Annotated in this window: 19 protein-coding genes; 5 read left to right on the forward strand and 14 right to left on the reverse strand. The window is 71.3% G+C overall.

What is annotated here, in order from left to right; all coding sequences use genetic code 11:
• Positions 1-58: 58 nt before the first annotated feature.
• On the reverse strand, positions 59-1,525 hold the full coding sequence (locus OG519_RS13630; RefSeq protein ID WP_405592712.1) for a M1 family metallopeptidase: 1,467 nt from the start codon (positions 1,523-1,525) through the stop codon (positions 59-61).
• 343 nt (positions 1,526-1,868) lie between these two features.
• Between OG519_RS13630 and murF the strand changes: the two genes are divergently transcribed.
• Positions 1,869-3,275, forward strand: a complete 1,407-nt coding sequence (murF, locus tag OG519_RS13635; RefSeq protein ID WP_405582994.1) for a UDP-N-acetylmuramoyl-tripeptide--D-alanyl-D-alanine ligase — start codon at positions 1,869-1,871, stop codon at positions 3,273-3,275.
• 173 nt (positions 3,276-3,448) lie between these two features.
• On the opposite strand, the gene OG519_RS13640 is transcribed toward murF, so the two are convergent.
• From OG519_RS13640 to OG519_RS13650, 3 genes are all read right to left on the reverse strand, one after another.
• Positions 3,449-3,694: an alpha/beta fold hydrolase gene (locus OG519_RS13640; protein WP_405582995.1), complete on the reverse strand. Its 246-nt coding sequence runs from the start codon at positions 3,692-3,694 to the stop codon at positions 3,449-3,451.
• A 146-nt stretch (positions 3,695-3,840) separates the two neighbouring features.
• Positions 3,841-5,526, reverse strand: a complete 1,686-nt coding sequence (gene murJ / locus OG519_RS13645) for a murein biosynthesis integral membrane protein MurJ (RefSeq protein WP_405582997.1) — start codon at positions 5,524-5,526, stop codon at positions 3,841-3,843.
• Between the two features lie 109 nt (positions 5,527-5,635).
• Complete coding sequence (locus tag OG519_RS13650; RefSeq protein ID WP_405582999.1) at positions 5,636-6,100, reverse strand: cupin domain-containing protein; 465 nt, start codon at positions 6,098-6,100, stop codon at positions 5,636-5,638.
• 128 nt (positions 6,101-6,228) lie between these two features.
• Here OG519_RS13650 and OG519_RS13655 point away from each other — a divergent pair, with 128 nt between their 5' ends.
• Together OG519_RS13655 and OG519_RS13660 are read left to right on the forward strand one after the other, a co-directional pair.
• On the forward strand, positions 6,229-6,828 hold the full coding sequence (locus tag OG519_RS13655) for a TetR/AcrR family transcriptional regulator (protein WP_405583001.1): 600 nt from the start codon (positions 6,229-6,231) through the stop codon (positions 6,826-6,828).
• Between the two features lie 202 nt (positions 6,829-7,030).
• Complete coding sequence (locus OG519_RS13660) at positions 7,031-7,444, forward strand: HIT family protein (RefSeq protein WP_405583002.1); 414 nt, start codon at positions 7,031-7,033, stop codon at positions 7,442-7,444.
• A gap of 20 nt (positions 7,445-7,464) precedes the next feature.
• Here OG519_RS13660 and OG519_RS13665 read toward each other — a convergent pair whose 3' ends face one another.
• The 7 genes from OG519_RS13665 to OG519_RS13695 form a co-directional block, all read right to left on the reverse strand.
• Positions 7,465-7,881, reverse strand: coding sequence for a hypothetical protein (locus OG519_RS13665; protein ID WP_405583004.1), 417 nt, complete (start codon positions 7,879-7,881; stop codon positions 7,465-7,467).
• Positions 7,878-9,233, reverse strand: coding sequence for a hypothetical protein (locus tag OG519_RS13670; RefSeq protein ID WP_405583006.1), 1,356 nt, complete (start codon positions 9,231-9,233; stop codon positions 7,878-7,880). Before OG519_RS13670 ends, OG519_RS13665 begins: the two co-directional genes overlap by 4 nt.
• 16 nt (positions 9,234-9,249) lie before the next feature.
• Positions 9,250-10,581 carry an OmpA family protein gene (locus OG519_RS13675; RefSeq protein WP_405583008.1) on the reverse strand — a complete coding sequence of 444 codons (1,332 nt, stop codon included), beginning with the start codon at positions 10,579-10,581 and terminating at the stop codon, positions 9,250-9,252.
• Positions 10,578-11,507, reverse strand: a complete 930-nt coding sequence (locus tag OG519_RS13680; RefSeq protein ID WP_405583010.1) for a hypothetical protein — start codon at positions 11,505-11,507, stop codon at positions 10,578-10,580. The genes OG519_RS13675 and OG519_RS13680 overlap by 4 nt, the downstream gene beginning before the upstream one ends.
• A 176-nt stretch (positions 11,508-11,683) precedes the next feature.
• Positions 11,684-14,008 carry a hypothetical protein gene (locus tag OG519_RS13685; protein ID WP_405583012.1) on the reverse strand — a complete coding sequence of 775 codons (2,325 nt, stop codon included), beginning with the start codon at positions 14,006-14,008 and terminating at the stop codon, positions 11,684-11,686.
• A 13-nt stretch (positions 14,009-14,021) separates the two neighbouring features.
• Positions 14,022-14,612: a toll/interleukin-1 receptor domain-containing protein gene (locus OG519_RS13690; protein WP_405583014.1), complete on the reverse strand. Its 591-nt coding sequence runs from the start codon at positions 14,610-14,612 to the stop codon at positions 14,022-14,024.
• A 232-nt stretch (positions 14,613-14,844) separates the two neighbouring features.
• Positions 14,845-16,158 carry a helix-turn-helix domain-containing protein gene (locus OG519_RS13695; RefSeq protein ID WP_405583016.1) on the reverse strand — a complete coding sequence of 438 codons (1,314 nt, stop codon included), beginning with the start codon at positions 16,156-16,158 and terminating at the stop codon, positions 14,845-14,847.
• Between the two features lie 441 nt (positions 16,159-16,599).
• On the opposite strand from OG519_RS13695, the gene OG519_RS13700 reads away from it, so the two are divergent.
• Positions 16,600-19,764 carry a discoidin domain-containing protein gene (locus OG519_RS13700; protein WP_405583017.1) on the forward strand — a complete coding sequence of 1,055 codons (3,165 nt, stop codon included), beginning with the start codon at positions 16,600-16,602 and terminating at the stop codon, positions 19,762-19,764.
• A 114-nt stretch (positions 19,765-19,878) separates the two neighbouring features.
• On the opposite strand, the gene OG519_RS13705 is transcribed toward OG519_RS13700, so the two are convergent.
• Positions 19,879-20,445, reverse strand: coding sequence for a TetR family transcriptional regulator (locus OG519_RS13705; RefSeq protein WP_405583019.1), 567 nt, complete (start codon positions 20,443-20,445; stop codon positions 19,879-19,881).
• Positions 20,446-20,581: 136 nt separating this feature from the next.
• On the opposite strand from OG519_RS13705, the gene OG519_RS13710 reads away from it, so the two are divergent.
• Positions 20,582-21,481, forward strand: a complete 900-nt coding sequence (locus OG519_RS13710; protein WP_405583021.1) for an SDR family oxidoreductase — start codon at positions 20,582-20,584, stop codon at positions 21,479-21,481.
• An 83-nt stretch (positions 21,482-21,564) separates the two neighbouring features.
• Here OG519_RS13710 and OG519_RS13715 read toward each other — a convergent pair whose 3' ends face one another.
• Together OG519_RS13715 and OG519_RS13720 are read right to left on the reverse strand one after the other, a co-directional pair.
• The gene (locus OG519_RS13715; RefSeq protein ID WP_405583023.1) at positions 21,565-22,434 is read right to left on the reverse strand and encodes a class II glutamine amidotransferase; all 870 of its coding nucleotides are present in this window, start codon (positions 22,432-22,434) and stop codon (positions 21,565-21,567) included.
• 206 nt (positions 22,435-22,640) lie between these two features.
• Entirely contained in the window at positions 22,641-23,792 is a 1,152-nt protein-coding gene (locus OG519_RS13720; RefSeq protein WP_405583025.1) for a beta-propeller fold lactonase family protein, read from the reverse strand.
• Between the last annotated feature and the right edge of the window lie 169 nt (positions 23,793-23,961).

Genomic DNA, 23,961 nt, shown 5'->3' on the forward strand with positions numbered 1-23,961 from the left:
CAGCAGACCTCAGGGGGCTTCAGGGGCCACAGTGGGCCTCGGAAAGCCGCGCGGATCCTCAGGACGCCGGGAAGGAAGCGGGCTTGGCGGGGGTGTAGAGCCAGGTGGTGAAGAACGACGCCAGGTCCTGACCGGAGATCCGCTCGGCGAGCTGCTGGAACTGGGCGATCGTCCCGTTGCCGAAGTGGTGCTGGGCCGGCCACGCCTTGAGCAGCTTCTTGAACGCCTTGTCGCCGATGGTGTCGCGCAGCGCCTGGATGGCGACGGCGCCGCGATCGTAGACCGCGTCGTCGAACTGGTTCTGCGGCCCCGGGTCACCGGGCTTGACGGTCCAGAACGGGTCGTCGGCCGGGTGCGCGTCGTACACCTGCCGGGCCAGCTCCTGCGGGGTGCCCTGGCCGAGGTGGTCCGCCCACAGGTACTCGGCGTAGCTGGCGAATCCCTCGTTCAGCCAGATGTCCGACCAGCGGTCGAGCGAGACGTCGTCGCCCCACCACTGGTGGGCCAACTCATGAGCGACGACATCGGTGTTGGGGGCCGAGGTGTAGAAGTTGGGGCTGTAGAAGACCCGGGTCTGGGCCTCCAGCGAGAAGTGCGACGTGACGTCCGGGACGTAGCCGCCGGCCGCGTGGAAGGGGTAGGGCCCGAACCAGCCGCTGAGGAAGTCGATGATCTCACCGGTGCGTTCGACGCTGGCCCGGGCGTTGGCGGCGGTGGCGGCCGGCAGGTCGGTGCTGTACGCGTTGATCACCGGGACGCCGGTACGGGTCTTGCCGTGGGTGATGTCGAAGTGGCCGACCGCCAGGGTGGCGAGGTAGGTGGCCTGCGGGTCGTCCTGCCGCCAGTGGTAGCTGGTCAGTCCGCTGCGGGTGCGCTGCGAGACCAGCAGGCCGTTGCTGATCGCCTGTTCGCCGCTGGGCACGGTGATGTCGACGTCATAGGTGGCCTTGTCGGACGGATGGTCGTTGCTGGGGAACCACCACCAGGCCGACTCGGGTTCGTTCGCCGCCACGCCGCCGTCGGGGGTGCGCTGCCAGGAGGTGAAGCCGTAGCGCTGCACGCTCGACGGCACCCCGGAGTAGGTGACCGCGACGGTGTAGTGCTTCCCGCGCGGGATCGTACGGGCCGGGGTGACCACGAGTTCCTGCTCGCCGCTGGTGGCGAAGGCGGCCGGGCGGCCGTCGACCGTGACCTTGCTGACCGTCAGCGCGAAGTCGAGGTCGAAGGCGGTCAGGCTCTGGGTGGCGGTGGCCGTGATGGTGGTGGTGCCGGTGAGGGTGTCGGTGGCGGGCTGATAGCCGAGGTCGAGGGCGTAGTGCGAGACGTCGTAGCCGCCGTTGCCGTAGGTCGGGTAGTACGGGTCGCCGATCCCGGGCGCGCCGGGTCCGGCGGAGGCGGCCGAGGCCGGCACTCCCAGCAGCAGGCCGAGCGTCGCGGCGGTGGTCGCGGCGGCCGAGGTGATCACGCTCTTGCGCAGTTTCTCGCGCACGGAGGTCCTCCAACGGGGGACGAGTCGGTGGGGCATGGCGTGCGATACGTGCATGCCGACCCTAAGAAGCACCTCGCGTCGCAGGAACCCCGGTTCCCTCTGCTGTCGCAGAACCTTCACCTGGCGCAACATCGCCGTCCGGTCATCGATCCCGGGGCGGGGGGCGATCCTCGGGCGGGCGTCGGGCGACGGGCGGTCGGGCGGACGGGCGGTCGGGCGGACGGTCGGGCGGACGGCGGGGGCTCCCGACCACCCGCCGACCGCCCGCGGAAAAAATTTCGGTGACCCTCCGTCATATCGTCGCGACCGAAGGTACGGTGGAAACCGCCGGTGGAGTCATGTGGACCGCCCCACGACCACGGCGTGGAGGAGGCCGACGATGATCGAGATGACACTCCGTGAGGTGGCCGAGGTGACCGGCGGCACCCTGCTCCAGGTCGGCCACCCCGGCGCCGTGGTCAGCGGCGCGGTGGTCATCGACTCCCGCGACGCCGGTGCCGGCGATCTCTTCGTCTGTATCCCGGGTGAGCGGGTCGACGGTCATGACTTCGCCGCGGCGGCGGTCCGGGCCGGCGCGGTCGCGGTCCTCGCCCAACGCGCGGTGGACGCCCCGGCGGTTCTCGTCGAGGACTCGGTGAAGGCGCTCGGCGCCCTCTCCAAGGAAGTGCTGACCCGGGCCGCGCGGGCCACGGTGGTGGGCCTGACCGGTTCGGCGGGCAAGACGTCCACGAAGGACCTGCTGGCACAGGTGCTCGAGCGGTTCGGCCGGACCATCGCGCCGGTCGGCTCCTTCAACAACGAGATCGGCCTGCCGCTGACCGCGCTGCGCACCACCGCTGAGACCGACTTCCTGGTGCTGGAGATGGGCGCGCGCGGCAGGGGCCACATCGCGTACCTGGCCGGCCTGACCCCGCCGAAGGTGGGCCTGGTGCTCAATATCGGCACCGCGCACCTGGGCGAGTTCGGCGGCCGGGAACAGACCGCGGTGGCCAAGGGGGAGCTGGTCGAGGCGCTGCCCGCGGCGGCCGACGGCGGCCTAGCGGTGCTCAACGCCGACGATCCGCTGGTGCTGCCGATGGCCGGCCGGACCGCCGCCCGGGTGCTGACCTTCGGCACCGGCCCCGGCGCGGACGTCAGGGCCGAGGACGTCAGGGACGAGGGGGGCCGCGCCTCCTTCACGCTGGTGGCCGGTGACCGGCGGGAGCGTGTCACCCTCGGGCTGGTCGGCTCCCACCACGTCTCCAACGCCCTGGCGGCGGCGGCCGTCGCCCATGGCCTCGGCCTGGATCCGGCGGACATCGCAGCCGCCCTGACCGGCGCGGTCCGGCGGTCGCCCGGGCGGATGGAGATCCTGGAGCGGCCCGACGGCATCACCGTCGTCAATGACGCCTACAACGCGAACCCGGATTCGGTGGGCGCCGCCCTCAGCGCGGTGGACGCGCTGGCGGGCGGCCGGCGCAAGGTGCTGGTCCTCGGCGAGATGGCCGAGTTGGGCGAGAAGTCGGCGGCCGAGCACGAGGCGGTCGGCGGCGCGGCCGTACGGCACGGGTTCGCACTGATCGCCGGGCTGGGCGGCGGGGCGGAGGTGCTGGCCGTGCTCGACGGCGCCCGCCAGGCGGCCCGGGAGACCGGGCTGACCCCGGAGTTGGCGGTGGTCCAGGACATCCCGGAAGCCCTCGCCCTCCTGCACGGCCGACTGCACCGCGGAGACGTCGTCCTGGTCAAGGCATCAAACAGCGTCGGCCTCCAAGACCTGGCCAGAAGGCTCGCCACGGAAGCCCGCTGACCGCCGAGGGAACCGGCACGGGCGCCGGCGGGAGCGCCGGCCGGCGCCGACCCCGGCACCGGCTGCGCCCCCTCAGGGGCGCGAGGAACCGCGCGACCAGCCACGATGAGACCCGCGCCCCGGGGTCGGGCGAACCCCCGCGGCGGCCGGGCCGCACGGGTCCGCCCCAGGCGTCAGCTCGCGCTGTCCAGCGCCGTCAGGATGACCTGGGTCACCGCGTCAGGCTCGGAGATCATGATGACGTGGGAGCCGTCGATGTCGGTGATGTCCGCGCCCGCGCGCTCGGCCATGGACCGTACGACATCGGCGCCCGCCGCCTTGTCACCGGTGCCGACGGCCGCCCACACGGGCAGGTTCTTCCACGCCGCCGGGCCGCCCTTCTCCGCGAACGCCGCCGCCGCGATGGGCCGCTGGGACAAGGCGAGCACGTCGGACGGGAGCGATCCCGCGCAGCGGGTTGACGATGGCGCGCACCGGCACCCCGGCGGCCACCAGACGTTCGGTGGAGATCCGCCGACCGTCCGTGCGGCTTTCCGGTGCGACCGCGCACCCTGGGAAGCGGATCTCAGCGCAGGCCCGGCAGGTTGCGCAGCTCGGCGATTTTGAGGGTCCGGGCCAGGACCAGGAAGAGCAGTGCCATCGTGGTGCCGCCGGCGGCGAGGGAGAGGGCCGGGGCCCAGACGGCCGCGGCCAGGCCGTGGGCGCAGGAGCGCGCGACGAGCCAGCCGATGGTCCCGGCGGAGGTCGCGGCCGCGATCAGCCGGCCGTAGGTGCGGCAGATCCGCCGGCCGTCGAGCAGTCCTCCGGTGCGCCGCCGCAGCCGAAGCGCGGTCAGCAGCATGCCGATCCCGTACGACACGGCGTACGCGGCGGCCATGCCGGTGACCGCCCAGCGCGGCGGCAGGAGCAGGTGGCAGCCCGTGGCGAGAGCGACGTTGACGGCGCCGACGCACACCGCGAGCCGGAAGGGGGTGCGGGTGTCCTCGAAGGCGTAGAAGCCGCGCAGCAGCAGGTACTGGGCGGAGAACGGGATCAGGCCGAGTCCGAAGGCTTGCAGCATGCGGCCGAGCGGGGCGGTGGCCGCGGCGCCGGCGGCGCCGTGGGCGAAGAGCAACTGCGCGATCTGCGGGCCGAAGGCGAGGAAGAAGAACGCGGCCGGCACGATGACGACCCCGCTGACCCGCAGCGCGCGGGACAGGTCGGCGCGAAGGTCGGCCACCCGCCGCTCGGCCACGGCACGGCTCATCCGGGGCAGCAGCGCGGTGACCAGGGAGACCGTGACGATCGCCTGCGGCAGGGTCCAGATCTGCTGGGCGTAGCTGTACGCGGTGAAGCCGACACCGCTGTCCGGCAGCGCGGCGTCGGCGGCCGAGGCGAAGCGGGTGACCACCGTGCTCGCCACCAGGTTCACCAGCACGAACAGCAGCGTCCACCGGGCGGCGCTGACGCTCTTGCGCAGGCCCGCGCCCCGCCAGTCGAAGCGCGGCCGCAGCCGGAAGCCCGCCGCGTGGGCGTAGGGGATCAGGGCGAGCGCTTGGACGGTCAGGGCCACGGTGGTGCCGATCCCGAGCAGCCGGACCTGCGCCCCGGTGATGTCCGCGACCTGGCCGGGCACCGTCATCAGGCCGAGGTAGAGGCCGAACATGGTGATCAGGACGACGTTGTTGAGGACCGGCGTCCACATCATGGCCCCGAACCGGTGCCGGGCGTTGAGGACTTGGCCGAAGATGCTGAACACGCCGTAAAAGAAGATCTGCGGGAGCAGGAAGCGGGCGAAGACCACCGTCAGCTCGAACGCGTCGTGCGTGGCCGGTGTGTCCCGCTGGTAGAGGCTGATGATCACGGGCGCCGCCCACACGGCCAGGGCGGTGCCGGCGCCGAGTACGCACAGCACCAGGGTGACCAGCCGCTGCTCGAAGGCGGCGCCGCCGTCCGGGTGCGTGGCGCGGGCCCGGACCAGTTGGGGGACGAGCACGGAGTTCAGGGCGCCGCCGATGAGCAGGAAGTACAGGCTGGTGGGCACGGTGTTGGCCTGGTTGTAGGTGGTGGCCAGCAGGCCGGTGCCGAGCGCGGCGGCTTGCAGCACCTGCCGGATGAGCCCGGTGGCCCGCGAGGCCACCGTCCCCACCGCCATCAGCGCGGACGAGCGCAGCAGCCCGCCGCCACCGCCACCGGCGGGTCTGCGGGCGGCGTGCCGCCCCCGCCCGGCGCGCTGCTGCTCCAACGGCTCCTGGGATGCTGCCTCGACCATGGCCCCAATCTACGATCCGCGAACCGCCCGCACGACACGCACTCCCGACCACGCCCCTCCCTACCCCCGCGCCGCCCGCACCTAGAAAGCGAACCGGCCGCCAGGGTCGTCAGGCGAAGTCCGTTGCCGGCGTGGTGGCGTAACGTTCCATCACCTCGGCGGTGACCTGCGCGGGGGCGAGGTTCTCCGGGGCGCTCGCGAGCGTGTCCCGGAGTTCCGAGAAGTACCGCACGTACAGGTCCGGGGTGAACGTATTGATCATCACCAGCGGCTCGTCGCCCGGGTTGGCGAAGGTGTGCGGCGCCCCCGGCGGCACCATCACCAGCGTGCCGGCCGGCGCCTCGTGATCGGTGCGGCCGACGGTGAAGCGGGCGGTGCCGGCCACCACGTAGAACCCCTCGTCATGCTCGGCGTGCCGGTGCTGGGGCGGCCCGGCGCTGCGCGGGGCAAGGGTGATCTCGCCGATGCCGAGGCGGTGCGCGGTGGTGGCGCCGTCCTCCAGGACGCGTATCCGGGCGGGGCCCAGATCGATGACCTCGCCCCCGTCGGGGGCGACGATCGAGACGTCAGCCATGGTTTCGCTCCTTTGTGAGAGTATGCTCTCATGACTGTAGGGCGCTTGCGTCATACGATGCAAGCTTGCTCTCATCATGGGAGCCGACTTGCTCCTGGCCGCGGAACCGGCGGACGAAAGGTGGACCGATGACAGCGCAGAGCACGGCGGGCCGTGCCAACCAGAAACTCCGCACCCGCACCGCGATCGTGCGGGCCGCGGCCGAACTGAGCCGTACCGGCCGGGAAGTGGCCATGCCCGAGGTCGCCAGGCTCGCCCTGGTCTCCGAGGCCACCGCCTACCGCTACTTCCCCGACCTGATCAGCCTGTTGCAGGAGGCGATCGCCGGGCAGCTCCCCACCCCGGCGGAAGCGCTCGCACCCGTCGCCGACTCCGCCGACCCGGTCGAACGCGTCGCCGTCGCCACCGAGTTCCTGCTCCGCCACGTGCTGGCCAGGCAGGGCGTGGTCCGCGCCATGATCGCGGCCACCGTCACCCGCCCCGGCGACGCCGTCGCCCGCCCCGGCCTGCGCTTCGGCCTGATCGAGCACGCCCTCTCCCCCGTCGCCGAGACCCTCGCGGCCACCGACCCCGAGGCCCTCGCCCAGCTCAAACGCGATCTCGCGGTCGTGGTCAGCGCCGACGCGCTCTTCAACCTCACCGATCTGCACGGTGTCGCCCCCGAGGACGCGATCGCCAGCGTCGTCCACACCGCCACCACCCTCACCCGCGCGGCCCTGGCCCCCTAACGCCCGCCGCAGGCGTACGACAATGCGTCGGGCGGAAATCGGTATTGCCTGAACGAAGGCGCCCGGCGGGCAGGTCAGGCATGGTCGGCACTGATGAACGGTGGCGAATTCTATGGTATATAAAGAGAGTTCGCCCGCCACCGAAGGTGGACCCCGCGGAAATGCGCGTGGTGGGAATGGCGGGGCCTGAGGCGGGGGAGTGATGGGAATTTCAACAAAGCACCATGAGGTGCCGGATGACGAATCCCCTTACGGATCCCGCAGCGCACCGCCCGACTGCCCGTTCTGCAGCATTGTGCGGGGTGACGCGCCCGCCGCCGTTCTTCGCGAATGGCCGGACGCGCTGGCGATCCTGCCCAGGGACGGCGGCGTCACCGCCGGCCACGTGCTGGTCCTGCCGAAGGCGCATGTCGCCGATGTCGCCACGGATCCGGCGGTGTCGGCGATCACGATGCGGCGAGCGGCCGAACTCGCCGCGGAAGGGGGCGACTGCAACGTGATCACATCACGCGGTCCGGCCGCCACCCAGACGGTCCGGCATCTGCACATCCATCTGGTCCCCCGGACCCACGGGGACGGCGTGCTGCTCCCGTGGACCCCGTCGCCCCGCCCCTGACCAGTGCCGGAACCGCCGGGTCAGGCCAGCAGCACGACGACCATGTCGACCGCGACCAGCAGGCCGTAGGTGCAGAGCATCGTCCGGGACAGCGCCACGCTCCGCCAGCCGACCCTGTCGCCGTACCGCGCCGCGTCCATGGTGAACAGCGGCGGGCCGGCCGGACCCTGCACGACAAACCTGTCGTACAGGGTCCGGAAGAGCCGCTCCTGCCGCAGATAATAACTGTCGAGCAGCCAGAATCCGGCCGCCAATGACAGGGAGATCATCACCCCTCGCCACGACTGGCGCCGATCGGTGACGACGATGAATGCGGCGTTCAGCGTCACCGCCCAACTCTTGACCAGAAATGAGTTGTTGCCGTGCCGGGCGATCACCGTCTGCAGGAGTTCCAGATATTTCAGGTCCTCCTCGCGAAGGCGTGTCAACGCGGTCACGATGACGCTTCCCCGGGACCGGGCAGCCTGAATTGGGCATTCGAACTCGCCGCGGTGGCGCGCAGCGAGGCGTGCAGCGGCTCCGGCGCGAAGGTTTCGAGCAATTCCCGGCCGCGTACGAGAAGTTCGAGATGAAGACCGGGTTCGTCCGGGCGGTTCTGCGCGGCGGGCCACGGCCAGACCGGCCGGGCCAGCGGCAGGGTGATGTGTCCCGCCCGGCCGCTGTCGGCCCGCTCTTCCACGATCCGGGCGTAGGCGTCCTCAAGCACCGCGTGCGCCGTGGTCTCGGCCTGGCGGACGGCGGCGTCCAGCCGCAGCCACACCTTGGTGTGCGCCACCAGGCGGCGCCTGGCCCGGGCCAGCAGCCGGGTGAACTCCCGGTCCGCGGCGGCCACCGCCTGGCCCGCCTCCCGGGCACGGTCCGCGAACGGATTGTGCGCGAGCACCTTGGCCACCACGGTCGCCACGCTGAGCACGACGATGAAGATCACGATCATCGGCTGGTACGCGGCGAGTTCCCGGAATTCCTGTGCTCCGTAGCGGGCGCGCATCGCCGCCCAGGCCCCGATCACCGAGAACAGCGCGAGGACGAGGGCGACGGGACCCGCGGCGTTCGGCCAGGGCAGGTCATCGGCGGCACGGTGCTCGGTACGGGGTGTACGCGGGCGGAAGAGGTCGCCGACGGCGGTGCGCAGGCCGCGGCGGGTGCGTTCCAGTGTCCGGTCGGCCCGGTTCCGCCACCGGAAGACCGATTCGGCGAGCAGGCCGGCGGCGCCGTAGAGGCTGATCGCCATGCCCATTCCCGGGACGTAGGAGAGCCAGTAGCTCACCGTGTCCGGGGCGATGCCGAAGAACCGCCGGATGATGGTGCCGACGAAGACCGTGTCGAACGCCCCGCTGCCGACGCCGGTGACGAAGGCGAGCAGACGCCACTCCCTCGTCCGGCGCTGCCGGCTCTCCGGGCCGTCCTGGGCGTGCCGGGTGCGGACGACCGCCACCTTTCCCTGCGCGTGCTGTGACGTCTCCCCGATGGTGAACCGTTCGACGGCGGCGACGGCGGCGTGCGCCTTCTGGTAGGCGTTCACCACCGCCACGCCGTCGGCGCCGAGCCGCTCCTGAGCCGCGGCCAGGGTGGCGTTGGCCTGGGTGAAGGCCCGCATCAGGACGGCCTGCTCCCGGCTGTCCGTCTGGTCGGGCTCCCGGTTGACCTCCGGCGGGCTCGTCAGCGAGTTCCGGTCGACGAACGTGCCGGCTCCGACCGGGTGGTCGAGCGCCGACTGGTACCTGGAGGCGGGTCCCGCCCCGTTGGCGGCTTGAGCGGGCCCCGCCCCGTTGGTGGTCTGACCACTCATGGCTGACCGCGTCCTTTCACTGGCCGATGATGTTGATGTCGACCCGGCGGTCGCACTGGAGTGCCTGGTCCGGGTCGGCCTGGTCCGGGTCGGGTGCGGCCCGACCCGTGGCTGCCGGGCACCCCGGTGCCACACCGAGGCCGCGGGTGGTCACATGGGTCGCGCCCAGTTCTCTCAGCACACCCCCGACGGCGTCCGCGCGGGCCTGTGACAGTTGGTGGTTGTTGCCCGGGCCGCCGCGCGGGTCGACGTAACCGTCGACCACGACCCGGCTGCCGTCCACCGTGCGGGCGCTGACCGCGATGGTGGTGAGGACAGCCCTGGCGCTGTCCCTGACCGCCCAGGAGTCGGTGGCGAACAGCGCCGCGCCCGGCAACGAGTAGGTGCGGACCCGGCCGTCGCCGTAGCCGACCAGCGGATCGCGCGCGGCGCCCGCCACCGTCCGGGTCCGACGCGTCGTGTCGACGGTCACCGGCGGAACCGCGCACGCTCCACCGCCCTTGGCGCACAGGGCGGTCCACAGATCCGCCAGCCAATCGCGCTGCAGGGCAGAGGGCTTCTTCTGGTCGCTCGCCGACTGCGCGAGCCCGATGATCTCCGTCTTCACCGCGTGCAGGGCCGGAATCTCCCGGCGCGCGGCGCACACACCGGCGATGGCGGTGATCTCCTCGTCGGTCCGGAAGCCGGCCGAGCGCAGATCCGCGCAGCCGGTGGTGGACAGGCCGTCCGTCAGCACGACCAGGTGCCGGTTCGTGGCGCCGCTGTCGGCCGCGAGCGCGCCCACGCCGGACGTCATGGCGGCCAGTACGTCGGTACCGCCGCCGGTGGGGTTGCCGCGCTCGGCGTCGGAGATGTCCTTCGCCAGACAGTCCGCGGCCTCCTTCTGACGCTCCGTCCGGTTGTCCGGATCGGGGTTGTCCAGTTTCCAGTCGGCGCTCTGGTCGCGGGCGATCCAGGTGATCCGGCCCGCATCGCCGCTGAACGCGCCCACGGAGAAGGTGTCGCGCCTGCCGACCAGCTCCGCGATGGCGTCCTTGGCCGCGGCCGCGTAGTCCCTGCCCTGCTGCCCGCCGGCCGAGCCCTGGACCGATGTCGAATCATCGACCAGGACGACCGAACTGCCGCTGTCCGCCGCCGTTTTCGCCGGGCTGGCCGCTTTCGACGGGTCCGCTGTTTTCGCTGTTCTTACTGGGTCCGCCGTCCGCGCCATCCAGGAGCACGACGCCGCCGGACCCGGGTCCGGGGTGCCGCAGGCCGTGACCACCCCGGCCAGGAGGACACTCGCGCCCACCAGCGCGGCCATGGCGGACCGGCTCGTGCCCGGCCGCCCGCGGCGCTTCCGTTTCACTGGGTCAGCTCCCCGTGATCGTCGTTGACGGCCTGGTCCACCCAGGAGAAGGGGGTGAGCCCCATCTGCTGGCAGAAGGCCCTCAGTGCCTTGTCATAGGCGTTGGCGTACTCGAAGAGGCCGACCTGCTCGTGGTTCTTGACCGCCTGGTCGAGCACCTGGGCCAGCACGACGGTGCCGCTGCGCCGGGCGGTCTCCAGCTTCTGCATCACCTTGGCGAAGTCCGCGTCGACCAGCATGGACACCATGGGCAGCATGAGCCGGCGCTCGATCGGCGTCAGCTCGCCCAACCGCTCCAGCTCCCTGACGACCTCGATCCACTTCTCGCCGAGCTCCTTCACGTTGTCCGCCCGCTGGAGACTCAGCCGGCGCTCGCGGTCCATGCTCAGCTCGGACAAGTGGTACGGCTTGACGTGCGCCCGCAGCGCCGGGTCGATGCGCACCCGCACCGAAGGCTCGCAGTGGATGCCGCCCTCCTGGTCGTCGTACCACCAGCCGGCGCGGAGGGCGTCGTTGACGGTCTTCTCCGCCAGCATCGGGTCGGACGGGTCGCAGGTGCGGATGAGCGGCCAGGCACGGCGGGTCAGTTCGACCACGGCCGCGTCCTGGTGGATCAGCGCGCGCTGGCGCAGCAGTTCAAGCGACATGGCGCTGCTCGTCCAGCGGAAGTGCGGGGCGACCTCGAAGGAGAACATGTCGTGCGCGGCGTCCAGCCACAGTGCGGCGCCGCTCGGCGGGTTCACCCCGTCGCGCCGACCCGGGGCGACCTCGTCCCGCGCCGTCGCGTCCGCGGAGACGCCGGAGGTCTCGATGGACTGGGTGCCGGTCGTGTCGGTCGACTGGGTGACCGGGTTGACCCCGGTTCGCGGCGACTTGGACCGCCACCAGTCGCGCAGGGTGGCGAACAGTCCCTTGGGCCTTGGCATGCCGGTATTCCTTTCGTCGTGCGGAGGACGTGCTGGAGTGTGCGGAAGCGTCCGGACGGGATGTGCCAACGGGATGTACGGGCGCGATGTCCGGCCAGATGGACGGAGAGGTGGACGGGTGCGCGCCGGGGAACGCGCGGAGCGAGGGCGGGACAGCGGCGGAACGGCCGCGCCGGTCAGGACGTCGGGCCCTGACCGCCTTCGAGACGGCGGCGGATCTCGGCGAGCAGCCGCCCGTCCGGGTGGCGCCGGCACCACACCCCGAGGTGGAACAGCGCCCGGCCGCGCAGCGGGCCGACACAGACTCCGGGCACGAGCGACCTGAGGAAGCCGGCGAAGTCCGGGTCCTCGTCCCCCGACACCAGCCAGCGCTCCAGCAGGTCCCACGCGCGTTCGGCGTCGTCCTGCCCGGCCAGGGCCAGCCGCCACGAGCGCAGCAGGACGCGGGCGCTCATGGAGTCCTGCATCGCCAGGTGCGCGAGCACCGGGCGGTCCTGGAGATCGGGCGCGGCGCTGAACCGGCCGAGCGCCAGCATGGTGCGGACCGCGTGCCGCGGCAGGTGGTCGTTGCGGACGTCGATCCACTCGCCCAGGGCGTCGGCGACCGGCTTGGCGGCCCCGCCGAGGAAGAGCAGCGCCATCGAGTAGGCGACCGAGCTCAGCCGGGCCAGCTCGGGGCGCCTGCCCAGCTCGCGCAGCGACCAGATCGCGTCGTCCGCGTCCTGTCCGCCGACCAGCGTTCCGTACGTACGGGCCGCGGCGTCCTGCAACCGCCAGTCGGAGCTGGTGGACCAGTCACGGACCTGCTGGCGGATCCGCGGCGCGAGCTGCTCGTCCCCGGCCGCCATCTCCATCGCCAGCGCGGCTCCCTGCCGGTACACCGCGTTGCCCCGCGCCCAGAGCCCGACCAGGTCCCGGTAGACACTGTCGAAGTCGTGGCCGAGCAGGATGCCGGCGATCTGCGCCGCCCGGACCCGGACCCGGACCAGGTTGTCGCCGGCCAGCCGGGTCAGCCACAGCCGCAGCGGCTCGCGGAGGCTATCGTACTCGTGCCACACCACCTCGATGACCGCGGGCATGAGTTCCTCGTCGACCAGCCAGGCACGGCGCGGATTGTCCCTGAAGCCGCTGCGGGCGACGGCCGTCGTGGTGGTCAGCATCTTCTGCGGGATCAACTGGTCGAGCACCCGGTCGAACAGGTGGTTGTTCGGCAGCGATTCCCGCTGCTCGAACCTCGGCAGTACGGAGGCGCTGAGCAGTTCGCCCGCCATGAAGACGTCGGAGAGCGGGTGTCCCTGGAACAGCGCGTAGGTGATGCGGAACGCCTGCCCGTGCGGTTCCAGCGTGCTGAGCGCCGCCCCCTCGGCGGTCGTCACCTGGAGGATCTCCTTGGCCAGCAGGCGCAGCCGGTCCCGCCAGCGGTTGACCGCCTCATCGAGCCCCGCCTGCCCGGAGTGGGCGTGTGCGGCGAGCAGCAGCGCGAAGTCCACCACCGCGCGCATCGAGGGAGCACGCTCCAGGACATGACGTACCTGCGGGTCGTCCGGCATCCGGGCGATGAAGGCGCGGCTCTGCTCGGCCGAGCAGCCCTCCTCCCCGCAGGTGCCGGGGTGGCGGCCGGCCATCGCGATCGAGAGGTGCCTGGTGAAGACGGCCCGCACGTCGGGCCGCACATGGGTGAAGGCGTAGGGCCTGAGCTGCTCCGGATCCACCGTGTCGCGCTGGGCCATCAGCACGAGGTGGGCCCGGCGTGCCTTGGCCTGGTGGCCGAGCGTCTCGACCGTCGAGAGGTTCAGCGGCTGGTCGCCCAGGTCCACCAGATAACCGTGGCCGGCGGTCAGCACGCTGTCCGCCCGACCGGTGAGGGCCTGCGCGATGCTCGACGCGTCGCTGTGCACGATGCCCATGCGCTCCTTGGCGCAGACCTTCTCGAGCAGCGTCATCGCGGTGGACTGGCGGCCGCTGCCCGGCTGCCCGCACAGGACGACGAGATGCTCCTCGCGCAGTCCCGACTCCATCTCCCCTTCCCCGTCGACAAGCTGATGCGGCGTCACGATCCGTGCGACGAGCTGCGGTTCGCACGGCACCGCCTGGACATCGACGTCTCGCTCCGCGCCGATGAACGCCTGGCCGATGTTGTAGGCGCTGCCGGTGCCGACGACGATCGCGCTGTCGTTGGTCCGTCGCAGCTTGATCACCCGGCCCTCCTGCAAGGAGGAGTAGAACTCGCCGGGATCGGTCGCCTCGGGCTCCGGCCGCTCGGCGGCGGCGACCGAGCCGGAGTCGGTCAGCGGATCGTCCGGCCGCTCGGCGGCGGCAGTGGCGGTCGGCCCGGGATCCGCCGTACCCGAGGCGCGCGCCTCCGGTGCCGCGACCTCGTCGGCCACGCCCGTGCGCTGCTCGGGCCGGTCCGTTGCCTCGCCGGGACCCGGCCGCGCCGGGGCCGGCTCCTCGCCGGACGGCTCGCGCGGCACACCGGCTTCGTCATCGACACTGCTCACGACGTGCTCCCCGTCAATTCTTGCCGTTGGTTGCGTTGCCATTGCCGATCACGACCGCGCTCCCCTTGATCCCCGTGAGCGAGGTGCCGCCGTTCGGTCCCCGGCCCGGTCCGCGGTCCTTGGCCCGCTTCCCGCCGGCGGGCGGCAGGTACTTGCGCACCTCCTTGACGACGAGCGGAAGGTCGAGATGGGCCAGCGGCGTCCGCAGGTACATGACCTGCCGGTCCGCCAGCTTCTTGATCTCGGGCGGAAGTTGGGCGGCCACGAGGTGCGGCGTGCCGTTGAGCAGGATCGTGATGACCCGGGTGGGCGACTGCTGGAGGGCGGCGGCGATCTCGTCGTGCACGTAGTCCCCCTTGACGAGCAATTTGAGCTCGCCCGCCTCATTGCGCGCGGTGAGCCAGTTCGGCCCCACGAGTACCAGGACGACGTTGCTTTCCCGCAGCCGCTGCCACAGCTTCGCCGGAAAGTCCTCGCCCGGCTCCAGCGCCCGCTGGTCCCGGAAGACCCTCTTGTTACCGAATTCCTGCCGCAGCACCTCGTCGAGCAAGGCCGCTTCTTTTTCTCCGTCGCCGGTTCGGTAGTTGATGAATGCTCCGGTCATGGTGTCTGCCCTTCTTCGGAGGCGCGCGGAAGTCGCGGAACGCGAAAGAATGAGAGGGCGCGCGGCGGTGGTCCGACCGCACATCGTCAACTCGACGATTACAGCGGCCGGAAGAGGGGTCAACTGTTGCCCGAGGCCGCTTCGCCGGGAAACGGGAAACCGCCGCGGCGCACCGGTGTACAGGCGGGTGTGCGCGATCCGGCGCACACAAAGGGTGAGTCGGCGAATACCGTCAGTGGGATTTTTCCGGCCGTACGCGACCGGTACGCAGGCTTGCCGCGATGAGCGGGACGGTGCGGCTGACCGAGGAATTCTTCGGCCATCGATTGAGCACGCGGCTCAGCCGCAACAGGTCGGAGCGAATGGTCGCGGAGTCGATGAGGGCCACCGTGGACGCCACGGATTCGGCGACCGCGCACGCCTGCTCGATCTCCCCGTCATGCGCCAACGCCAGGGCCAGCCGGGCCCCGTAGCGGGCACGAGCCCGTTGCGCCTGCGGATCGATGGCGTCGAGACCGCCGCCGAAGAGGGTCACCGCTTCGCCCGGGGAACCGAGTTCGTCCATGCACCAGCCCGCCACGAACGCGGAGAGGTCGGGCAGGTGAACGCTGCCGAGCACCGGGTCCTCGGCGTCCGGCGGCGCGCTCCCGGCCGCCAGCGCGACCCCCCGGTCCAGCGCGCGACGGCACTCGTCACGGTCGCCGAGCAGGGCGTGTCCCTGTGCCTCGCGTTGCGCGGCGAGCCCCTGGATCCGCTCGCTGCGGGCGTGCTCGGCGGCCCGCCGGGCCAGGGCCACGGTGCTCAGCGAATCCCCGCCGTAGAGCGCCAGTTCCGCCTGGCGGACCAGGGCGTACGCGGCCAGCTCGTCGTCCCCGCCGGCCGCCGCGAGCCGGACGGCCTGCTCCGTCCACCAGAGCGTCGCCGCGTTGTCCCCCGCCTCCTGGGCCATCCAGCCGGTGTACTCGGCGAAACGCGAGGCGAGCCGGAGCACGTCGTCGCGGTGTGCCGGCCTGGCGGTCCTGGCCATCCCGCGCAGCGCGCTCGTCGCGGCGACCGCGGGACCGGCCACCACCGCGGGGTCGAGCAGTTGCCCCAAGCGCCGCAACTGATGGAACATCATGCGGAAATGCGGGAGCGCGAGCCCCACTTCGACATGGTCCCGGAAAGTCGGCGTAATCAGCCAGTTCACGGCGGTCACGGGGCCCCGCCCGGCGCTGAACGTGGCGGGGTCGAAAGCGATGAACTCGCTGGTCCCATCGACATCCGTGCGCCATGACCACGACATCTGGGCGTCGGGCCCGAAGTCCGTCACTTCCGGGGTCTCGGCGTCGCCGGAAGATATCAGCGTGCTGAGCCGGCCGTCGGCCCGCAAGGCGGTATCGCAGATCTGGGCGAGATCGCCGCTCGGGTTTCTTTTTCCGTGCTCGACCTTGCTCAGGTAACCCTTGGTATAGTTGATCAAGGTCGCGAACTCCCCCAAGGAGTATCCCGCCTCAACTCGCAACCGACGTAACTCGACTCCGAAGATCGCTGATTCCGCTTGCATGTCGCTGCCCCCCTGGTGCTCACGCTAAGTCGAAGTGTGCCACGCACGACCACTTTCTAACCGGCGCCGGGAGTTCCGTTTCCTATCGATTCCATCACATGAACGTGATCGCGGGGTGAGCCGGCAATCGGATATGCCGTCCGACCATGCCTTTCGGCCGGGCTCGGCGAAGCCCTCGGACAGCCGTCGTGGCGACGCGCGGGACACGGCGGTGGGCCCCGGAGGTCGGGGGCCGGCCGCCCCGTCGCGGGGCGGCCCGCCCCTGCCCCCGCGGCCCGCCGCGCCGGACCGCCGGCCGCCCAACTCCCCCAACGGGCGTGACGCATGAGGCGGCGACGACCAGGAAGTCAAGAATTTACATGACCGCATCAAAGCATTGCGCGCTGCTGTCGATGCGACTACGTTCCCCCCGGCGTACTGCTCGTCCCTGGGAGGGACCCCATGAGACACCTACCGAACGCCGCCCGACGTCCCTGGACCGGGCTGGTCGTCACGGCGATGCTGGCGGCTTCCGCCCTGGTACCGACCGTCATCGCGGCGACCGCGACGGCGGCGCCCGTCAAGGCGGCGAGCGCGACGCGAACCGCGTCGTCGGCGACGGCCGCGCCCGCCGCCACCGGTGGCGCCGGCGCCACCGTGCCGTTCACCAGCTACGAGGCCGAAGCCGGCACGCTCAGCGGCGGCGCCACCGCCGTGTCGCTGACCGCCGCGCCGACCACCCAGTACTCGAGCGCCGCGGTGGAGGCCTCCGGGCACGCCTATGTGCAACTCACCGGCACCGGCCAGGGTGTTCAGTGGACCAACACCACCGGCGGCTCGATCAGCGCGCTCAACCTCCGGGCGAGCATCCCGGATTCGGCGACCGGCGGCGGCACCACCGCCACCCTCGACCTCTACGTCGACGGGGTGTTCCGGCAGGCGCTGAACCTCAACTCGCGGCAGAGCTGGTTCTACGAGGGCGGCAGCAACCACTACAACGGCAGCGACCAGAACCCGGCCGACGGCAACCCCCGCGAGTTCTTCGACGAGGCGCACACCTTCGTCACCGGCTCGCCGATCGCGGCCGGCAGCACGATCACGCTGAAGAAGGACGCCGCGAACACGGCCGCGTTCTACTACATCGACGTCGTCGACGTGGAGAATCCGCCGCCCGCGCTGACCCAGCCCGCCGGCTCCATCTCCATCACCAGTTGCGGCGCGGTGGCGGACAACGCCCCGACCAACGGAACCGCCGACAGCGGCGCGGTCGACAGCACCACCGCCATCCAGAACTGCGTCAACCAGGCCCAGTCGCAGAACAAGGTGCTGTGGATCCCGGCCGGCACCTTCTACCTCAAGGGCACGACCGGTATACGGGCCCAGGGCATCACCATCGCCGGCGCCGGCATGTGGTACAGCACGATCTACCGTGACATCCCGCTGCCCAACAACACCCCGCTCGCCGCGCTGTTCGAGGTCACCTCGTGCACCGTGCAGAACTTCCACCTCGACTCCAACTCCACCAGCCGCGAGATGGTCGACGGCGGCGGCGGCGCGATGGACACCTCCGGGACCAACTGGGTCGCCAACGGGATCTGGAGCCAGCACGTCGAGTCCGGCTACTGGGCCTCCGGCACCGGCGGCACGGTCGAGAACGCCCGCGTCACCGCGGTGTGGGCCGACGGCATCAACCTCAACAACGTGTCGCTGAACAACTCCGTCGGCAACAACATCACCGCGACCAACAACTTCGTGCGCGGCACCGGCGACGACGGCATGGCCATCAACTCGGTGAACTACAACACCGACTCCAGCGGCAACAAGACGTACTACACCGCGATGTCGCACATCACGATGACCCACAACACCGTCATCGCGCCCTGGGGCGGCAAGGGCATCGGCATCTACGGCGGCAGCAACCAGGACGTCGAGAACAACTACATCGCGGACACCGCCCGCTACATCGGCCTCGGCGCCGGCCGGTTCGGCGTCAACGGCAGCGATCTGCTCACCGCCACCGTCAACGGCAACGTCGTCGTCCGCTCCGGCGGCAACGGTTACAACCAGGGCCAGCCGGCCCTTCAGGTGGGCAACGGCGGCGACGGCCAGAACGTCGGTGTGGTCGACCATGTGACGGTCACCAACAACACGGTGCTGAACGCCCTGTACGACGGGGTGGGTTTCTCCACCTCCACCAACACACTGCTCCAGAACAACACGGTCACCTCGCCGTGGCGCAACGGCATCGTCATCGCCCCGCCGTTCTACCCCGCGCCGACCGGCTCCGCGACCATCACCGGCAACACCGTCACCGGGCTCACCGGCGGGGCGCAGCCGTTCATCAACAACTCGGCCGGCTTCACCGCCATCACGAGCGGCAACAGTTGGCAGACCGGCGGCGGCGGTCCCGTCGAGGGACCGTACGGCGGCACCGCCGCGGCCGTCCCCGGTGTCGTCCAGGCCGAGAACTACGACATCGGCGGCCAGGGCCTCGGCTACAACGTCTCGACGGTCAACGGAAACGCCAACGGATACCGCGCCGACGGCGTCGACCTGGAGGCCACCTCGGACACCGGCGGCGGCTACAACCTCGGCTGGACCACCGGCGGTCAGTGGTTCCGCTACACCGTCAACGTCGCCACCGCGGGCACCTACACCGTCAGCCTGCGGGTCGCCTCGCCCAGCGCGGTCACCGGCGCCCTGCACCTGTCCAACGCGGCCGGCGCCAGCCTCAGCGGCGCGGTCAACCTCCCGGCGACCGGCGACTGGCAGACCTGGGGCACCGCGACCGCCCAGGTGACGCTGCCGGCCGGACAGCAGGTGCTGACGCTCAACCAGGACAACGGCGGCTGGAACCTCAACAGTCTGGGCTTCGCCGCGGCGGGCGGCGGTGGCGGTACGGCGACGCTGACCGCGGGACCGACCACGCTGAGCTTCGGCAGCCAGAGCGTCGGCACGAGCAGCGCGACCCAGGCCGTCACGGTGACCAACACCGGAACGGCCGCCGCCTCGGTCACCTCGATCGCCACCTCCGGTGACTTCGGCCAGACCAACACCTGCGGCACCTCGATCGCCGCGAAGGCCGCCTGCACGGTCAGCGTCCGCTTCACGCCGACCGCTTCCGGTACCAGGACGGGGTCGCTGACGATCACCGGCAACGCGTCCAACAGCCCGACCACGGTCGCGCTCACCGGCACCGGTACGGCCGCGGCCGGCACCAACCTCGCCGCGGGCCGGCCGACCAGCGAGTCCGCGCACGCCGATGTGTACGGCTCGGGCAACGTGACCGACGGCAACCAGAGTTCGTACTGGGAGAGCGGCAACAACGCCTTCCCGCAGTGGGTCCAGGTGGATCTGGGCTCCGCGCAGTCGGTGAGCCGGGTGGTGCTCCAGCTGCCCGCCGGCTGGGGCGCCCGGGACGAGACGCTGTCACTGCTCGGCTCGACGGACGGGGGCACCTTCACCACCGTGAAGTCCGCCGCGGCCTACACCTTCAACCCGTCGGCCAACAACACCGTCACCCTCACCTTCTCGGCCACAACCCAGCGCTATCTGCGGCTCAACATCACCGCCAACACCGGCTGGCCGGCCGGCCAGATCTCCGAGTTCCAGGTCTGGAACCAGTAGCTCGTCGCAGGGACGGTTCCGCCGCCGGGCCTCGGGCCGGGCGGCGGAACCGTGCGTTGTACGGCATGGCAGCGGCGCGGCGGCTTGACGCGACGGCCCGGCCGGCCGGGGGGATCAGCCGCCCGCGGTCACGGCTTTCAGCTCATCGAGCGACTCTCGCAGGTGGTACGGCAGGTCGTGCTGGCCGGTGTCGGCGGTCCACCGCTCGAACGCCACCTTGAAGACGGCGATCCCCGCCTCCGCGGCCAGACTCGCGGCCGGCTCGCCGACACCGCGCCGGCGCAACGTGTCGGCGAGCGCCGCGGCCAAGGACGCGAGCTTGATCAGCTCGCGCTCCCGCAGCTCCGCGTTGGCGGCGATGACGGCCTGGCGCTGCCGGGCGAAGGCGCGGCGCTCCCGGAACGGCGCCGCGGCGGCCTCAAGGGCCTCGGCCACCGCCTCGATGGGAGTGGCGCCTTCCGGCGCGCCGGCCAGGGTGCTCACGAACAGCTCCTGCAACGGGCCGGCTCCCCCGAACAGGACCTCCCGCTTGTCGGCGTAATGCCGGAAGAACGTCCGCTCCGTGAGCCCCGCCCGCTTGGCGATCTCCGCCACCGTGGTCTGGTCGAACCCGCGCTCGCTGTAGAGCTGGAGCGCGGCCTGTTCGAGCCGCCCGCGTGCGTCTGGCTCCCATCGGCTCATGGCTGAGATCCTACTTGATGACAGTCGCTGACATCAACTGCTATGGTTGATGACAGTAACTGACATCGATCGGCCCGGGCGCGCCTGCCCTGTCGCGCGCGGACCCGGTCCGCCCCCTGGAATTCGGAGTTCTTCCATGCGTGTATTCGTCACCGGCGCGTCCGGCTTCATCGGCTCCGCCGTGGTGCCCGAACTCATCGACGCCGGCCACAAGGTCCTCGGGCTCGCCCGCTCGGACGCCTCCGCCGACGCCCTGGCCGCGGCCGGAGCGGAGGTGCAGCGCGGCGCTCTCGGCGACCTCGACAGCCTGCGGGCCGGCGCCGCCGCGTCCGACGGGGTGATCCACCTCGCCTACATCCACGACTTCTCGCAGTACGAGGCGGCGGCGCGGGCCGACCTGCGCGCCATCGAAACGCTCGGCGCCGCGCTGGAGGGGACCGACCGGCCGCTGGTCATCACCGGCGGGACGCTCGGGCTCACCTCGGGGTCCGGGCGGACGGCCACCGAGCAGGACGCGCCCGACCCGAACGCACCCTTCTCGCACCGATCCGCCAACGCGGTCGTGGCCCTCTCCTTCGCCGAGCGCGGCGTCCGCTCGTCCGTCGTCCGCCTGTCCCCGACGGTGCACGGCGAGGGCGACCACGGATTCGTGCCGGCGCTGATCGGTATCGCCCGCGACAAGGGTGTCTCCGGCTACATAGCCGACGGATCCAGCCGCTGGCCCGCGGTGCACCGTCTGGACGCCGCCCGGCTCTTCCGGCTGTCGCTGGAGAAGGCCCCGGCCGGCTCGGTGCTGCACGGGGTCGATGACGAGGGCGTCCCCACCCGGGACATCGCCGAGCTCATCGGCCGCCACCTCGGCGTCCCGGCCGTCTCCGTCTCCCCGGCGGACGCGGCCGGACACTTCGGCTGGCTGGGCGGTGCCCTCGGCGCCGACGTCCCGACGTCGAGCGCCCTCACCCGCGAACTGCTCGACTGGCACCCGACCCAGCCGGGACTCATCGCCGACCTCGAAGCGGGCCACTACTTCCGCTGAGGCACGTCCGCCGAGGCACGTCCGCAGAGGCACTTCGCGGTACGTCCGCAGAGGCACTTCGCGGTACGTCCGCCGAGCGGGGATCAGCTCGGCCGCTGGGAGGCGGCGGCCTCGGGGCGGAGGTCGGCGAGGGACATGGGGTGGCGGGGCGCGGCGTCGAGCAGGATCTGGCTGGTGACGGCGAGGTCGGGGCCGACATGGAGGAGTTCGCCCGGCGCCATCAGCCGCCAGTCCGGGTTGTCGTCCAGCCGTTCGCTGGCGACCACCACCGCGGGGACCGCGGCGAGCTGCTGCGACCTGACCCGCATATGGCCGTCGCTGCCGCAGTGGTCGAGATGGCGGTCGCCGTGCCGGCCGCCGCCGGGACGGTTCAGCACGTACAGCTCGTGTGTGTCGGGGTAGCGCAGCGCCCACAGCTCGTGCGGGGTGGCGAGGATCAGGTTCAGGGCGTAGACGGGCAGGTGTGCCGCCACCCAGCCGGCCGCGTCCCGGATGCCCGCGGTGACATCGCCGCCGTGCGCCCGGGTCTGGCGGGTGATCAGGGCGAAGAACCGCTCGGAGTCCGTGTCGCCCCGCACCAGGGACAGGTCCTCGCCGAGCTCCGCGTCGAGCGCTTCCAGCTCCTCGATCACCCCGTTGTGCGCGAACACCCGGCCGTCCTGCTCGAACGGGTGGGTGTTGCGGTCGGTCAGCGCGCCGGTGGAGGCGAAGCGGATGTGCGCGAGGAAGGTCGAGGACTCGACACGTTTGGCCTCCTCGGCGAAGGAGCGGTCCTGGTACGCGGCGATCGCCGCCTTGTGGATCTCCGGTTTGCCGTCGGCGCCGAAGTAGCCGATACCCGTGCCGTCGGGGTTGCGCCGGCTCTGGTCGCTGAGGCTGTCCGGCGCGTCCAGCAGCCAGAACGTCGCGTGTGTACGGCGCGGACCGCTGCTCATGCCGAACAGACGACACATGGTGAGATCTCCTTCTGCCTTCCGGCGGGGCCGATGGACCGCGCCGGTAACTCGGTTGCCTATGACCTTTTTTGCCCGTTACCAGCTTCCAGCGACGACTGCCCGGCATCCCGCCGCCTATTGCTCCGTGCCGCGGAAACGGCCGCCGCCGTGGCAACGGCGGCGGCCGTCGGTCGCCCGCGCTCGACGGTATGAAGAGGTGTTGGCTAGTCGATCGCCACTCCGGTCGGAGCCGCGCCCACCGGAACGGTGGACACCACCTGGTTGGTGCTGGAGTTGACCACCGACAGGTTGTTGGAGAGCAGGTTGGTCACGTAGACCCGGCCGCGGCTGGGATCGGTGGCCACACCGACCGGGGCCTGGCCGACCGGGACGGTGGTCAGTACGGTGTTGGCCGCCGTGTTGATCACGGACAGCCGGTCCGTGCCCTGTCCCGCCACGTACGCGCGGTTGTTCCGCGGATCGAGGGCGACACCGAACGGCGCCGGCTGCACCGCGATCGTGGCGATCACCGTGTTGCTCGCCGTGTTGATCACGGAGACGCTGTCCGACCCCTGATTGCTGACGTAGGCGCGGCCGCGGTCCTCGTCCACGGCGACCGCCACCGGGCCGGCGCCGACCGTGATGGTCGCGGTGATCTGGTCGGTGGCGGTGTTGATCACCGAGACCGTACCGGCGGCGATGTCGGTGACGTACGCCCGCCGCCTGCTCTCGTCCACCGCGACACCGAACGGGTTGCCGCCGGTGGTCACGGTGTCGGTCAGTGTGTTGGCGGCCGTGTCGATCACCGAGACCGTACCGGCGGTGTCATTGGCCACGTACGCACGCCTGCGCTGTTCGTCGACGGCGACACCGAAGGGACCGGCGCCGACGGGGATCGTGGCGGTCACCCGGTTGGTGTCCGTGTTGATGACGGACACACTGTTGGCGCCGTGGTTGGTGACGAAGGCGCGATCACGCGGGTGGTCGACGGCCACACCGAAGGGGGACGCGCCCACCGGAATGGTCCGGGTCGTGTTGTTGGTGCTCGTGTCGATGACGGACACGGTGTTGGCGCCCTGGTTCACCACGTACGCCTGGCGCGAGCAGTCCCACTGCGAGCCGTGCGACCATCCGCCGCACTGGTCCCAGCCGGGATCGTCCCAGTCCCGCGCGGCGGCGGCCGGTGCCAATGCCAGGAACGACAGGAACGACAGGAACGCCATGAGCACGGAGAGCAGGACGGCCGCGGGTCCGAGCGAGCGCGTACCGCGCTCGCCGTGGGGGGTCCTGGTGCTTCTGGCGGTCGGCAGCTGGGGTTTCGTGGAGCCGCGGCTGAAGGTCATCTGTTTCGTCGGCCCCTTGTTGGTGCGCAACATGGTTTCTCCCGAGAGGATTTGTCCCATTGATGGAGCGGGGAAGGAGGAATGACAGGCGGTCGGCGCGATCCGCTGACCGGAAGCTGACCGGAATGGGTCAATAACCGGTCCGGTGGATGTTGTTGCGCGTCCGGAGCGCCGCGCCGCGCCCCGTCAGGTGCCGGACTCG

It is taken from the genome of Streptomyces sp. NBC_01190 (assembly GCF_045039895.1).
GTDB lineage: Bacteria > Actinomycetota > Actinomycetes > Streptomycetales > Streptomycetaceae > Actinacidiphila.